This is a genomic window from Enterococcus avium ATCC 14025 (genome assembly GCF_000406965.1).
In the GTDB taxonomy this organism is placed as follows: Bacteria; Bacillota; Bacilli; order Lactobacillales; family Enterococcaceae; genus Enterococcus_A; species Enterococcus_A avium.
Map to the genome: position 1 here is coordinate 72387 of NZ_KE136363.1, position 13837 is coordinate 86223.

A 13837-nucleotide genomic window follows, 5' to 3' on the forward strand; every position below is an offset into this window, starting at 1 on the left:
CGTTCGATTGTGGACGGTCTTTTTTTTAAAACAATTTACAAATCGCATAATTTATATGTTAAAATGCAAGTTAACACTTGCATTATTAGGAGGTATGTAAAATGATTTCGGGAGCTGAATTGGTTGTTAAAGCATTAATCGATGAGAAGGTTGACGTATGTTTTGCTTATCCGGGAGGACAGGCGATTGATTTGTTTGATGCGCTTTATCAGAGAAAAGAATTTCGCGTTATTTTGCCTAGACATGAGCAAGGATTGATTCATGCCGCAGATGGGTATGCGCGATCTACTGGAAAAGTCGGTGTTTGTCTAGTCACTAGTGGTCCAGGAGCAACAAATCTGATAACAGGGATTGCTACGGCGGGCTACGATTCCTCTCCGCTGGTTTGTATCACAGGACAGGTTTCAACACAGCTGATTGGGAAGGACGCTTTTCAAGAAGTAGATATGGTGGGAATCTGTCGCTCAATTGCTAAATATGCCGTAACAGTCAGGAATCGAGAGGATTTAGGAAAAATTCTGAAGAAAGCATTTGTTATTGCGCAATCTGGTAAACCAGGAGTTGTAGTCGTTGATATACCGAAAAACATTCAGCAGGAACTCGGTTCAGAAAAATACCCAAAAGAAGTAGCAATTCGTGGTGGTCAGAAAACGCAAATGATCCCATTGGAAAAACTAGAAACCGCAGCTGAAATACTCGAAGCCGCTAAAAAACCTGTCTTGCTGCTTGGAGGTGGTGTTCATCGCGCTAGAGCGTATAAAGAAATAGCCGCCTTTATTGAAATGTACAATCTGCCAGTTGTTAGTACGATTATGGGAAAAGGGTCTTTACCTAGTAATCACCCAAATTATATTGGTAATGTAGGTATTCACGGAAGCTATGCAGCAAATCAGGCAATTTTAAACAGTGATGTTCTTTTGGCTTTAGGGACACGTTTGAATGATCGTGTGACTGGAAATGCCGCAGTGTTTTGTCCTTTCACAAAGCTGATTCATGTAGATATTGATCCAGCAACCATTGATAAAAATGTCGACACTCAAATTGGGTTAGTAGGAGACATTAAAGAAATATTGCCAAAAATCACTTACATGCTGTATTCGAAAAATCATGAGAAATGGCTACAAGAAATCAAAAATAAGGATCTACTTTCGCCTGTTCACATGAAAGAAGTAGGTTTAACACCAGAAAAAATCATTCAGAAAATCAACGAACATTTCTCAAATGCAATCGTGGTAACCGATGTTGGACAAAATCAGTTATGGACGACCCAATTTCTTGAAGTCACAAAAGAAAGACAACTGCTGACTTCAGGTGGATTAGGTACGATGGGCTTCGGTTTTCCAGCATCTATTGGGGCCAAATTAGGGAATCTGAAAAAGGATGTCCTGACAATTACGGGTGATGGCGGCTTTCAAATGAATCTTCAAGAGCTTGCGACAGTGATGCTAGAAAAAATTCCGATTATTATTTGCATTTTCAACAATGAAAGTTTAGGAAATGTTCGTCAATGGCAAGAAATGTTCTATGACAAACGCTATTCTTACACGAAGTTAAAGGACGACGACATGTCTTATCTACCAGATTTCATCGCTTTAGGCCGCAGCTATGGAGTAGACGGTATTAGAATCACTGATGAAGAAGAGCTTGACCACGCATTTATCCGAGCAAAAGGTGCTAAAAATCAACCATTTATTTTGGAGTTTATGCTTAAGACAGAACAAAAGGTCTTACCAATTGTTCCGCCAGGTCAAGGGTTGAAGGAGATGATTACTTATGCAGACAATTAAACAGAAATGGTTAAGCGTCTACGTTGAAAACGAAGTTGGCGTATTAGCAAGAGTCTCTGGATTATTTTCCGGAAAATTGTATAATTTAAATAGCTTAACGGTTGGTGAGACAGAGGTCAAAGATATTTCTCGGATGACTATCAGCCTTTTTAGCGATGAGCGAACTTTTGAACAAATTAAACATCAATTAAGCAATATGATCGAAGTGATCCAAGTGATTGATTACACCGACATTCCCATTCACACTAAAGAGGTAATGTACGTTAAGCTGCCTTATTATGAAAGTCTCGAAAACGATCTAAATGGATTGACTCAGGCAAACAGATTTATCATTATTGATCAAACAACAGATCAAATGCTGATCGAGTGTATCAATACTGATACGCAAAATAACCAACTAATTATCGATCTCCAACAAAGCATTTCTCAAGAAATCGAAGTGATTCGGGGAGGAAGTGTGGCGATCGCAAGTCTAATAAAGGAGTAAGTATTTCCTGTATGAAAAATACGCGAAGCAATATTATGGCTGCTACAAGAAAACTAATCGTCGAAAAAGGCTACAGTGACATGACAACAAAAGATGTTGCAAAAGAAGCGCAAGTAAACGAAGTGACGCTGTTTCGGCAATTTGGCAGTAAGAAAGAACTACTGTTGACAACATTAAAAGAAGCCGAGTGGATTCCTTCTGTAAATAAGGAGATTTATGATCAATTTCAATGGGATCTAACCAGCGATCTTCGTTTGATGATGGAAGCGTATCTCACACAGGTTACGCCAGAGATTGTCCGGTTTTCCTTAGGCCTTCGCGCACAAGAAATTTATCAAGAAACGATGCCTTATATTGAGAAAATTCCAACAGCCTTTATTCAGACGCTGGAGGATTATTTGATTAGAATGAAGTCAAAAAAGCAAGTCAAAATCCATGATCCGAAAAAATCAGCGGAAATTATTTTTTCTAGTATGATAGGCTTTGCTTTCCTGCACGCCTACTCTAGCAGCGATCAGTATGAAAAGGAAGTGGAAATCTTTATTTCTGATGCCATTGATCAATTTATTAATGGCCTCATTTGAATACGAATAAAAAAACACCTGAATACGCTGCTCAATTGTTCGGACAGTTTGTATTCAGGCGTTTTTTTATTCTAATGAGTTTCCTTTCAGAAATGAACGGATTTTTTCTTTTAATAGCTTGGTCTTTCGCGGATTGGCACCTTTAGTAGTTAATGCAATCCCAAAATCCTTTTCTTTAATCCATGCCATGTTGAAAAAATTGCTATTGCTTTGATTGGTTGTATCATTTACGAGTTGTCGCGGTGTCGTTTCATTCAAAACAGCTTGGTTGACTGCTGGATTATCTGTACAAATAAAAATAACTTGAAAACCAATGGTATCACCATATTGAAAGGAACGTTCCCGCAATAAAACTTTTCCACTTTTCTTTGCTGTTAGTAAGGTATCAGAAAAATTCGGCGCGATAACCGTGGGTTTTACACCTGCTTCAATCAATCCGCAAACTTTTCGAGTGGCTATTCTCCCACCGCCGATCACTAGGACAGAAAACTGCTGGATATCAATTAAGATTGGGTACATAGGCGTAACTCCTTAGTCAATGATTTTACGGATTTTCGCTGTTTTGTTTAGACAAATTCACTAGAGCTTTTTTCTGTTCAAAGCGAAAATAGATGAAGTGGGAAAGAACACCAAAGAATACTGGACCTAAAAGCAAGGTTGAAAAGTTCAGATAATTTCCTAATTTTAAAGGTTCATATATTTGAAAGGCAATTGCAACAAAAATACAGACACAAACGCTTATGGAAAGAAAATAATTCAGGTAATTATTTTTAATAATCAATGACTGTTTCTGGATGATTTTTTTCTTTAAAAAGAAAGGAAAACTAGCTGCGACAATAAAATATGGAATCGCTCGTGAAACATTCGTCATGTAGGTTAATTGATTAAATAAATCTGATAAAAAAGTATTACTAAATGACAACAGCCCAATAAATAAAGAAATCAGCAAGGCTTGGATCCAAAGTGCATTTTCAGGCATTTGATTCCTATTCAGTGCTGAGAATTTTGGCCAGAAAACTTTAGGGGTACTCTTTATCAAGCTTTTCAATGGACCATAGCTTATTGAGCTAAGAAGACTCAAATATGCCAGCCCCATTGTCAGGGCGGTGTAACGAATAAAAATCTGAGTCAATAAGTGCGTGTGACTAACTGACAGGTTGAAACTGACAGCCAATGTCTTGGCCAATTGTTCCATGACACCATACATTAGATTTCCCAAATGAAGAGACGTTTCCTCCCGTAAGCCGTCAATGTTATTTGCACAGCTCCAAATGATAATGCCGCTAACATATAAAAATAACACAACAAACGAACTGATAATCACGGCTCGCGGAAATCTGCTGCGGCTTTTTTTGGTTTTATCGGCAAGACTCGCAATCGTATCCAATCCCCCAAATGCGGTGATCGAAAAAATGAAAAAAGGCAGCTGTGAAAGCAGGCGGCTCGATGATTCTTGAAAAAAGCTTGGCACAGTTAGACTATGATGGATATTTATTGAAACCAGCTCGGGATTCTTAAAAATCAAAATTAAATTACCAGATAACGAAAGGATTAACAAACCAACCATAGCGTAACCGCTAATATGCAGAAAACGGAAAATGACTTGGAAGCCACGTTTGTTCATCCAAGTGATACCTATTACTGCCAATATAGAAAATAACGCTAACCATATTTGAGAAGAAACACCGAACCAATTCATTGACGTAGTTATATCTTGCCCGAAGAACAGAATAGAGATTGGAATGAGAATCTTCATAAATAAACTAATCATCCAAATGAAGTAGCTGCTATACCATAAAAAAACAGTTGTGAAAGCTGCCTTAGGAGAAAGGGACTCTTTTAACCAGTCATAGATCGCTCCTGAGCGATGTGCGTACTTTTTGGTATACTGCGCTACGATCAGTGCGTAGGGAATAAAATAAAAGAGGGCACTAATAAAAAACCAAATAAGTGATTGACTTCCCAGCATAAAAAATGCTGAGATCATACTAGAAAATGAGTACACAGTAGTGGTAATGATCAAAATCAGATTTTGTGAAGATTGTTTTTTAGTCATCGTCCGCTCCTTAAAGTCTTTTCTCCATCTTATTTTCTTTTAAATAAAAAGACAAGATGAATTTTGATTTAAAAGAATTACTTCATCAAAAAAGCAGTAGATAAAAATGAATGAAAAGATTGATAAATCAATGATTTTTCAAATCGAATAATAAATAATAACAATATATTGCTTTGTTTTAGGTTCGAAATAACAAAATTTGGCTGAACTTCAGCGATTGAATAGCTTTCCTTTGATTGCTTTATTAAAATTCAAGAAAAACCTTTAACCAGTAGTTAAATCTGAAAATAGCAGTATTTTATATTGCTTGAGCAGGGAAATAAGATTCTGAAGACTATCTTTTTAGAATACATATCAAGATTATTGAAGGACACAGTTCTCTTCTACATTCTAGAGCGAATGATGATGACGATTGCTTGGTTCCGTGAGGATAGTACATATTTCGATCATCATTTTTTTAAATCGTCAATCAGTTTTAAATATAGTAATATTTTGCTCTTACCTTTTTCAAAATAGCACAATGTGGCTGAGTTATGGAAAATAGCCAAGAATAAGGAGAAACGTTTGCTATAATAAAGAAAAATTGAATACTTAATAACTGATCAAGGGAATGAGGTGAAAATCCTCAACAGCCCCTTTCTACTGTATATGCGGATGAACTCTCACAAGCCACTTTTCGGGAAGGCGAGATAGTAAATGGATGCAAAGTCAGGATACCTTGTTCAGGGATTAAAAAATAATTGGATTGGGAAGATTATTTTGCTAACGGTATTATTTGGTGTATTTAGACAAATAAAAAGCGCGGCGAGACCATCTTTTCTGGACTCGCTGCGTTTATTTTTTTTGGTTATCAATCAGAATTTACTGAGAAAACAAATAGTATATCAAAACGAATAAGGATGTCAGTTCAACTTTTCGCAGGTTACTTAAAACAGAAGGATATTAAGCAATAAGAATCAAAATAAAGCTCAAGAACTTTAGTTGAATGATATACGACATTCGAATCGAACTAATTTTACTTGAAAAATTAATACATTAAAACGAATAAGGATGTCAGTTCAACTTTTCGCAGGTTACTTAAAACAGAAGGATATTAAGCAATAAGAATCAAAATAAAGCTCAAGAACTTTAGTTGAATGATATACGACATTCGAATCGAACTAATTTTACTTGAAAAATTAATACATTAAAACGAATAAGGAGTGAAACATGATGAAGTATTCAACAAAGAAATTGGCAACATTAGCAATTCTGCTGGCGTTATGTGTGATTGGGGCAAACATTAAAATCCTAGGTTCAATCGCATTAGACTCTTTTCCCGCATTTATTGGTGCAATCATTCTTGGCCCTGCCGCAGGAGCATTTTTAGGATTTTTCGGACACATGATCTCAGCGTTACTGTCAGGGTTTCCTAATACTTTGCCAATTCATCTGATTATTGCTGTATTGATGGCGGCCTGTATGTTCTTTTATAGCTGGACGCGCAAAAAGTTGCAAAGAAATAAGGTCGCAGCTTCGATAATTTCGATGCTGGTGGCTTACGTAATCAATGTACCATTGGATTTGCTATTGCTTTATCCATTGATGGGGCCGGTTGTTTTCATGCTTTTCGTCCCCCTGACCTTGGCGACAGTCGTGAATTTAACTTTATCTGAGATTGTGATTCTAGGAATTCCACAAAAATATAAAGAAGCAATCTTTCTAAAATAATCAAGAAGCGGAGTCGTTGTTATGGCAGTGAAGCATGGAGGAAATATTCAAGAAATCAGTGAATTATATCAGATAGATAAGAAAGAGCTAATTGATTTTAGTGCAAATATCAACCCCTTAGGTATTCCCCAAGGAGTCAAAGCAACACTAACGAAGGGCATTGCGGAGCTAGTTCATTATCCTGATATTCGATACCATGCACTAATCCAGTCAATCGCTGATTTTCACGAGATTTCAGCAGAATTTGTCTATCCAGCCAATGGGGCTGCAGAAGCGATTTTTATGTTGGGAAGAACGCTTATGCTGAAAAGACTATTATTGCTTGCACCGACTTTCATGGAGTATGAAGCAGCTTTTAGTCAACAAAAGACTGAATTTAGCTATTTTAATTTGGAGCAACGCAATTTTCAATGGACAATTGCAGAATTGATACAATCAGCGAAGGAGCAACAAGTTGATGGCATCTGCCTCTGTAACCCAAATAATCCAACTGGTCAAATGCTGAAACAATCAGAGCTTGAGGAATTGTCTCAATTTTGTCAGAGAAATGAGATAGCTTTAATTATCGATGAGGCATTTGTAGATTTTACAAGGGAGGAATATTCGCTTGTTTCTTCAATCAGCACTAATGAAAACCTCTACATCTTTCGATCGTTGACAAAAATGTTTGCGATTCCAGGTTTGCGTTTAGGCTACTTGCTAACTAGTAATCGTGCTGTTCTAGCTCAAATTGAAGCGAAAACTGTGCCTTGGCACATTAATACCTTTGCAGATATTGCCGGACAGCAAGCATTGAAGGAAACAAGATTTATTAAGGATAGTCAGCGCTATATCGCAGAGGAACGAAGGTTTTTAGAAAAGGGGTTGGCTCAATTTAAGGAGCTAGAAACGTTTTCTAGTCAGACAAACTTTATTTTCTTGCGATATCAGGGTTCGGGTTGTCTACAAGAAAAATTGATCCAAAAAAATATTCTGATTCGAAATTGTAATAGCTTTCATGGCTTGTCTCAAAAATATTATCGAATTGCAGTTAAATCAAGAGTTGATAACAAATCCTTACTTGATGCATTGGAGGCGATTTTATGAGAGTAACGGCTTCTTGTACCGGTTCATGCGGAGAATTAATTCAAGGCTGGCTAGGTAATTCGCAAAAATTAGTTAGTTATGGGATTGATCGATTTTCTAAAGTAACGCTTCAAACGGGAATTGCTTCTAAAGGAGCTAAACCAAAAGTCGAGAAAGCGATCAATAAAACGCTGGATCACTTAAGAATACCGACTGCTAAGAGAGAAAAGCTATCTTTCGTGATCAATTCAGAACTACCGATAGCCAAAGGGATGGCCAGTAGTACAGCGGATATTGCCGCAGCTTGCCAAGCAACGACTGCTTACTATGGAAGAAAGATTACCAGAGATGAAATTATCGACATTTGTTTGGCAATTGAACGTACAGACAGTATTCTTTTCCCAACACTTACATTGTTTGAGCAGAAAAATGGGTCAGTTAGAGAGAGCAGCGGATGGGCTCCCCATTTTTACGTGGTTGTTTTGGAGCCAGAAGAAACCTTAGAAACCGAAGCTTTTCATTCACAAGTGAACGAGCGCTTAATTTTTCAACAGCGAGCACTCTTTACAGAAGTTTATCAGTGTTATGTAGGGGCAGTGAGAGAAAAATCGTTGCAAATGCTTGGAGAGGCGGCGACACAGAGCGCTCTATTAAATCAGGAAATTTTAGCTAAACCCTATTTCTCAGAATTGATGAAGCTTAGACAGTACCATCAGTGGTTAGGAGTCAACGTTGCACATAGTGGCTCAGTAGTTGGAATCATGATTGAAAAACCAGAAGATATTCCAGCAGTTCTAGAGGTGATAAAGAAATCCAATGTGTCACGTTGGTATTCCAAGGTCAGTGTTCATCAAAGCTGCTACCGAGGAGTAGAACTGATAAAAGCGAGGAAAATGAATGAAGAAGCTGATGATCGCCGCTGTTTCCAGCGGCTCAGGAAAGACAACGATAACGCTTGGTTTAATGAAACTTTTGCAAAATCGCGGGTATCGAGTTCAACCCTATAAGGTCGGTCCTGATTACGTCGATACCGAATACCACACGCGTATTACCGGAAACCCTTCACGGAATTTGGACATGTTTCTAGTTCAAGATAATGCACGAATGAAAACACTTTTCGAAAAAGAAGCGGGAAATGCAGACATTTGTGTAATTGAAGGAGTAATGGGGCTTTTTGACGGGTTAGGGGTAGACAAGGATTTTTGCTCCAGTGCAGGAGTCGCAAAGCAGTTGGATTGTTCCGTATTGCTGGTAGTGAATGGGCAATCAGCTTCAACATCTGTGGCGGCAGTGGTTAAGGGATTCGTCGATTTTGATCCGAAACTAAACATTTGTGGAGTCATTATTAATAAAGTTGCCTCTGAAACACACTATCAATTGATTAAAAAAGCAGTGGAATTGTACACCGATGTTCCTGTTTTCGGATATTTGAAGCGAGAAAAAGGAGTAGAGCTGCCTTCTAGACAGTTAGGATTGGTCCCTGATCGAGAAATCAACGATGTGACAGAAAAAATTCAGCAGGTAGCAGAATCCTTAGAAGCGACCTTTGAGCTTGATCAGTTATTAGAGCGGCTTCCGAATGAGAAAATCCGATATACACCGCCGTATTATCCGCAATTTCCGGAAATCAAGGTCGCATATGCTCTAGATGAAGCATTCCATTTTTATTATCAAGACAATCTTGATTTGCTGAGGACGCATGGCGTGGAGCTGCTCACCTTTAGCCCAATGAAGGATGACCATCTTCCAGAGGCGGATTTGTATTATTTTGGTGGCGGTTATCCAGAAGAATTTGCTCTGGAGCTTTCAACAAATCAATCAATGCGCAGCAATATCAAGAAAAAACACGAGCAAAGCGCCTTTATACTAGCTGAATGTGGGGGGTTAATGTATCTAGGATCTGCCTTTACTAACGATGAGAAGAACTATCAGATGGTAGGTATTTTTGAAGGAGTTAGTCAGATGACATCAGGTCTTCGAAAATTTGGCTACTGCTATGGCGATCTGAATCAAGAGACTTTGCTTGGGGAAAAAGGAACAACAGTAGTAGGGCATGAATTTCATCATTCAATTTTTCAAAGTAATGAACCAACAGTTCTGGAAATGCGAAAGGAACGCGATGGAGAAGTCGTGAAGAGATGGACTGGCGGTTATCAGAAAAAGAATACGTTTGGCAGTTATCTTCACCTTCATTTTTATCAAAGTGAAGATTTTCTTCAGAATCTGCTGGAGAAAGTGAGGAATAACAGATGATCTACTGGATTATTGTTGCTTTCATTTTAGATTTATTGATTGGTGACCCTTACAGCTGGCCGCATCCAATTAAGCTGATTGGCAATTTTATCGCTTGGTTTCAGGAGAGGTTCACCCAGACAAAAAGTGATCAGGAAAACTATCGTTGGGGGATTCTATTGTGGTTGGTAACTGTTTTTGGATCAGGATTGGTAACTTTTATCCTTTTAAAACTTAGTTTTCTAATTCATCCTGTTATTGGCATCGTCTGTTACATTTATCTGTCTTATACAACGTTAGCAACCAGAAGTTTATCGCTAGAAGGTAAAAAAGTTTATCAGAAGTTAGTCAACGACAGTCTCGATAATGCTCGTAAACAGGTTGCAATGATTGTCGGAAGAGATACCAAAGAACTAACAAAAGACGAAATTACCAAAGCAACCATTGAAACAATCGCTGAAAATACCAGTGATGGTGTCATCGCTCCATTACTCTGTCTATTTCTCGGAGGACCAACTTTGGCTATGATGTATAAGGCTGTCAACACGCTGGATTCAATGGTGGGGTATGTGACACCAAAATATCGCGCAATCGGCTGGTTTTCCGCAAAAATGGATGATATTTGGAATTTTATCCCTGCTCGTTTGACTTGGTTCTATTTACTAGGAGCAACTAAAATACTGCGCTTAAATACTTCAAACGCTTGGAAAGTTGGAAAAGCTGATTGTCGTAATCATAAAAGTCCGAATAGCGGCTATCCCGAAGCAGTGGTCGCAGGTGCACTAGGAATCCAACTTGGCGGCACGCATCTTTATCATGGTGTGGAAATTTATAAACCGACAATCGGAGTCTCACTTCGTTCAGCGAAGCCAAAGGATATATTAACTGCTAATAAACTTTTGTATACAACAGCGATTTTGAGCGTAACTGTATTTAGTGTTACTGCAATCATCATCAACAAGTACTTTTTATAAGAAGGAGAAAAAAGCGTGGACTATATAAGAAATCCTCAATTAATTGAAACAGAAAGCTTCAAAATCATTCAAGGAATCATTGATCAAGAATTTCCTGACTATATTTTCTCATCAACGAAGGAAGAAAAAATTATTAAACGGGTGATTCATACAAGCGCCGATTTTGATTATTTGAAAAATCTCGTCTTTTCTAATGATGTTATTTCGGAGTTAGAGAAATTTTTCTTGGGAGGAGATGGCACAATTTTTACAGATACAACTATGGCACTTAGCGGTATTAACAAACGTCTCTTAGATAAATTAGGTATTCGTTATGAATGCTATATTGCCGATCCAGAAGTGGCTGAACAAGCAAAGGCAAAGGGAATGACTCGTTCGATGGCAGGAATAGAGCGAGCAGCAACAATTTCTGGCCCAAAATTATTTGTTATTGGAAATGCGCCAACGGCAATTTTTAAATTACTGGAGCTACATAAACAAGGAGAATTAAATACGGTTGCTGTTATTGGTGCTCCTGTTGGTTTTGTTGGAGCTGCAGAATCAAAAGAAGCATTGTTTGAAAGTGATCTCCCAGCAATCATTGCCAGGGGTCGCAAAGGCGGCAGTAATGTTGCTGCGGCGATTATCAATGCCATGTTATATCAATTGATTGAAAGGGAAAACTGATGGAAGAGTTCGTTTTCTATAATGGGAAAAAGCTGCGAAAAGGGTATACAACAGGTTCCTGCGCAACTGCAGCTGCGACCGCTGCGGCAGCATTTCTTTTTGAAGAGGAAGCCACAGAGGAGATTTGCATTGAATTACCCGATAAAAAAAATCTAACTATTCCAATCGCTTCGATTGAAGCTACCGAAGATGGTAGCCAAGCTTTTGTTGTAAAAGATGGCGGTGATGATGTGGATGCGACAGATGGGATGTTAATTGGTGCAAAGGTCGTTAAAATTGATGGAAATCAAATTCTAATTGATGGTGGAATCGGCATCGGTCGAGTAACAGAAGTAGGGTTACAAAATCCTGTGGGTCAGGCCGCAATTAATCCTGTTCCAAGAAAAATGATTGAAGCTTCCGTTCGCAAAATCATCGGTCTGAATCAGGGAGTAAAGGTGACTATTTTTGCTCCTGAAGGAGAAGTAATCGCTAAGCAAACAATGAATCGACGCTTAGGTATAGTGGGCGGCATCTCCATTTTAGGAACAACCGGTATTGTCACACCTATGTCTGAGGATGGCTGGAAGCAGTCCATCTCATTGGAACTAGAAATGAAGAAAAGCCAAGGATATTCTTCAGTCATTTTATGTCCAGGAAACTATGGTGAGGAGTTTGTTCTAAATACAATGAAGCTCAATGGCGAGAATATCGTTTCAATGAGTAATTTTGTCGGCTATGTCTTAAAAGAAGTTCAGCGCTTGGAATTTGAAAAGGTTCTGATGGTTGGGCACTTAGGCAAATTGATTAAAGTTTCTGCAGGAATTTTTTCAACTCACAGTAAAGATGCAGATGCACGAACGGAAATCTTGATCGCAAATCTAGCCCTACTAGGTATGCCTGTACCCCAATTGCAAGAAATCGAAAGATGTTTAACGACTGAGGCTGCTGGAGAGATTATTGCCAGTGCAGGATACGAAGCTGTCTATCAAGTGCTGGCAGAAAAAGTTAAGAAACGTTCCGAAGATTTATTGAAATATCGGAAACATGAGCCAAATATTGAAGCCGTTCTTTTTTCTTCACAACGAGGATACTTAGCTTCTACAAAACCTCTGGAGCAGCTAAAGGAGGAGTGGCGATGATCACTGTTATAGGTATCGGACCAGGCGGGACACAAGACTATTTATTTGGAAAAGCTCAAGCGGCTATTCAGGCAGCCGATTTGATTATCGGGAGTCAGCGTCAATTAGAGATTATTCCTAAAAACAAGAAGCACAAAACTCATTTACTTCCCCGTAAACTAGATGATCTGGAAGATTTTTTAAACGATCATCAAAAGGATGAGCTAGTAATTTTAGCTTCCGGTGATCCATTGACCTATGGCATTGGCAACTGGCTCCTAAAACGATTTTCAGGAGAAAATTTACTGATTTTGCCGGGGATTAGTTCCCTTCAGTATTTATTCAATCGACTAAATATTCCGATGGAGGATTGTTTTATCACTAGTAGTCATGGGAAATCTCCGAACTTTTCTCTTATTTTCAAGCTGCCAAAGGTCGGGATAGTAACAGACAAAAGAACAGGTCCTTATCAACTGGCACAAGAAGCACTAAAACTCGGCAATGATTCAATTTTTTATATAGGTGAAAATCTCAGCTACTATGATGAGAAAATAAGGCGTTATAAAGCTTCTGAGGTTCCCAATGAAGACTATCAAATGAATGCAGTGGTGATAATCAATGAAAGATAGTAGTTTTATTCGCGGTAATGTTCCCATGACCAAAGAAGAAGTCCGAACGGTCAGTATAGCAAAGCTGCAGTTAGCTAAAGCAGATAAGTTTTTAGATATTGGCACAGGAACAGGCAGTATTGCGATCGAAGCGGCATTGCTACATCCAAATTTAGAAGTGACAACAATTGATTCAAATCAAACCGCTGTAGCTGTTTTGAAGCAAAATCTAGCAAAGTTTCAGTTAACGAATATCCACAGTATTCTTGGCAAGGCACCGATTGAATTAGAGGATAAATTTGATGCAATTTTTGTTGGCGGAACGGGTGGAAACATGGCTGAAATACTTGCTTGGAGCTTCCAGCTGCTGAAGCCTGACGGTCGTTTAGTATTAAATTTCATTTTATTAGAAAATGCTCTTCGTGCAATGGAATGGCTGGAAACGAATCATCACTCCTTCCAGACGATTCAAATGCACGTTAGTCAGTTCACCAAACTAGGGCAAGGGCACTATTTTAAACCACAAAACCCAGTAATCATTATTGAGACGAGAAAAGAGGATTAAGTA

14 protein-coding genes and 1 riboswitch are annotated in these 13837 nt (G+C 38.4%); of the genes, 12 read left to right on the plus strand and 2 right to left on the minus strand.

Annotated features, from left to right (window positions below; translation table 11 throughout):
- Window positions 1-101: 101 nt before the first annotated feature.
- The 3 genes from ilvB to OMU_RS10495 are packed head-to-tail and all read left to right on the plus strand — an operon-like array spanning window position 102 to window position 2858.
- Window positions 102-1787 (plus strand): biosynthetic-type acetolactate synthase large subunit, encoded by a 1686-nt coding sequence (gene ilvB / locus OMU_RS10485; RefSeq protein WP_016179887.1) that lies wholly within the window; start codon window positions 102-104, stop codon window positions 1785-1787.
- Entirely contained in the window at window positions 1774-2274 is a 501-nt protein-coding gene (ilvN, locus tag OMU_RS10490; RefSeq protein ID WP_016179888.1) for an acetolactate synthase small subunit, read from the plus strand. Before ilvB ends, ilvN begins: the two co-directional genes overlap by 14 nt.
- A gap of 11 nt (window positions 2275-2285) precedes the next feature.
- Complete coding sequence (locus tag OMU_RS10495) at window positions 2286-2858, plus strand: TetR/AcrR family transcriptional regulator (RefSeq protein WP_016179889.1); 573 nt, start codon at window positions 2286-2288, stop codon at window positions 2856-2858.
- 66 nt (window positions 2859-2924) lie between these two features.
- Here OMU_RS10495 and OMU_RS10500 read toward each other — a convergent pair whose 3' ends face one another.
- On the minus strand, window positions 2925-3377 hold the full coding sequence (locus OMU_RS10500; protein WP_016179890.1) for a precorrin-2 dehydrogenase/sirohydrochlorin ferrochelatase family protein: 453 nt from the start codon (window positions 3375-3377) through the stop codon (window positions 2925-2927).
- Between the two features lie 25 nt (window positions 3378-3402).
- Window positions 3403-4914: an amino acid permease gene (locus OMU_RS10505; RefSeq protein WP_016179891.1), complete on the minus strand. Its 1512-nt coding sequence runs from the start codon at window positions 4912-4914 to the stop codon at window positions 3403-3405.
- Between the two features lie 569 nt (window positions 4915-5483).
- Window positions 5484-5653, plus strand: a riboswitch (cobalamin riboswitch).
- A gap of 470 nt (window positions 5654-6123) precedes the next feature.
- On the opposite strand from OMU_RS10505, the gene OMU_RS10515 reads away from it, so the two are divergent.
- Genes OMU_RS10515 through OMU_RS10555 form a run of 9 tightly spaced genes read left to right on the plus strand, consistent with a single transcriptional unit; the run spans window position 6124 to window position 13834 of the window.
- Window positions 6124-6624, plus strand: coding sequence for an ECF transporter S component (locus OMU_RS10515; protein ID WP_016179892.1), 501 nt, complete (start codon window positions 6124-6126; stop codon window positions 6622-6624).
- 21 nt (window positions 6625-6645) lie between these two features.
- Window positions 6646-7710 (plus strand): threonine-phosphate decarboxylase CobD, encoded by a 1065-nt coding sequence (gene cobD, locus OMU_RS10520; RefSeq protein WP_016179893.1) that lies wholly within the window; start codon window positions 6646-6648, stop codon window positions 7708-7710.
- Window positions 7707-8696, plus strand: a complete 990-nt coding sequence (locus OMU_RS10525) for a GHMP family kinase ATP-binding protein (RefSeq protein WP_016179894.1) — start codon at window positions 7707-7709, stop codon at window positions 8694-8696. The genes cobD and OMU_RS10525 overlap by 4 nt, the downstream gene beginning before the upstream one ends.
- Entirely contained in the window at window positions 8587-9942 is a 1356-nt protein-coding gene (locus tag OMU_RS10530; protein ID WP_034877091.1) for a cobyrinic acid a,c-diamide synthase CobB, read from the plus strand. The genes OMU_RS10525 and OMU_RS10530 overlap by 110 nt, the downstream gene beginning before the upstream one ends.
- Window positions 9939-10895, plus strand: a complete 957-nt coding sequence (gene cbiB / locus OMU_RS10535) for an adenosylcobinamide-phosphate synthase CbiB (RefSeq protein WP_016179896.1) — start codon at window positions 9939-9941, stop codon at window positions 10893-10895. The genes OMU_RS10530 and cbiB overlap by 4 nt, the downstream gene beginning before the upstream one ends.
- A gap of 15 nt (window positions 10896-10910) precedes the next feature.
- A complete protein-coding gene (locus OMU_RS10540) occupies window positions 10911-11561 on the plus strand; it encodes a cobalt-precorrin-8 methylmutase (RefSeq protein WP_016179897.1) in 651 nt (216 codons plus the stop codon).
- Complete coding sequence (gene cbiD / locus OMU_RS10545; RefSeq protein ID WP_016179898.1) at window positions 11561-12682, plus strand: cobalt-precorrin-5B (C(1))-methyltransferase CbiD; 1122 nt, start codon at window positions 11561-11563, stop codon at window positions 12680-12682. The genes OMU_RS10540 and cbiD overlap by 1 nt, the downstream gene beginning before the upstream one ends.
- A complete protein-coding gene (locus tag OMU_RS10550) occupies window positions 12679-13290 on the plus strand; it encodes a cobalt-precorrin-7 (C(5))-methyltransferase (RefSeq protein WP_016179899.1) in 612 nt (203 codons plus the stop codon). The genes cbiD and OMU_RS10550 overlap by 4 nt, the downstream gene beginning before the upstream one ends.
- Complete coding sequence (locus OMU_RS10555) at window positions 13280-13834, plus strand: decarboxylating cobalt-precorrin-6B (C(15))-methyltransferase (protein WP_016179900.1); 555 nt, start codon at window positions 13280-13282, stop codon at window positions 13832-13834. Before OMU_RS10550 ends, OMU_RS10555 begins: the two co-directional genes overlap by 11 nt.
- The last annotated feature ends 3 nt before the right edge of the window (window positions 13835-13837 follow it).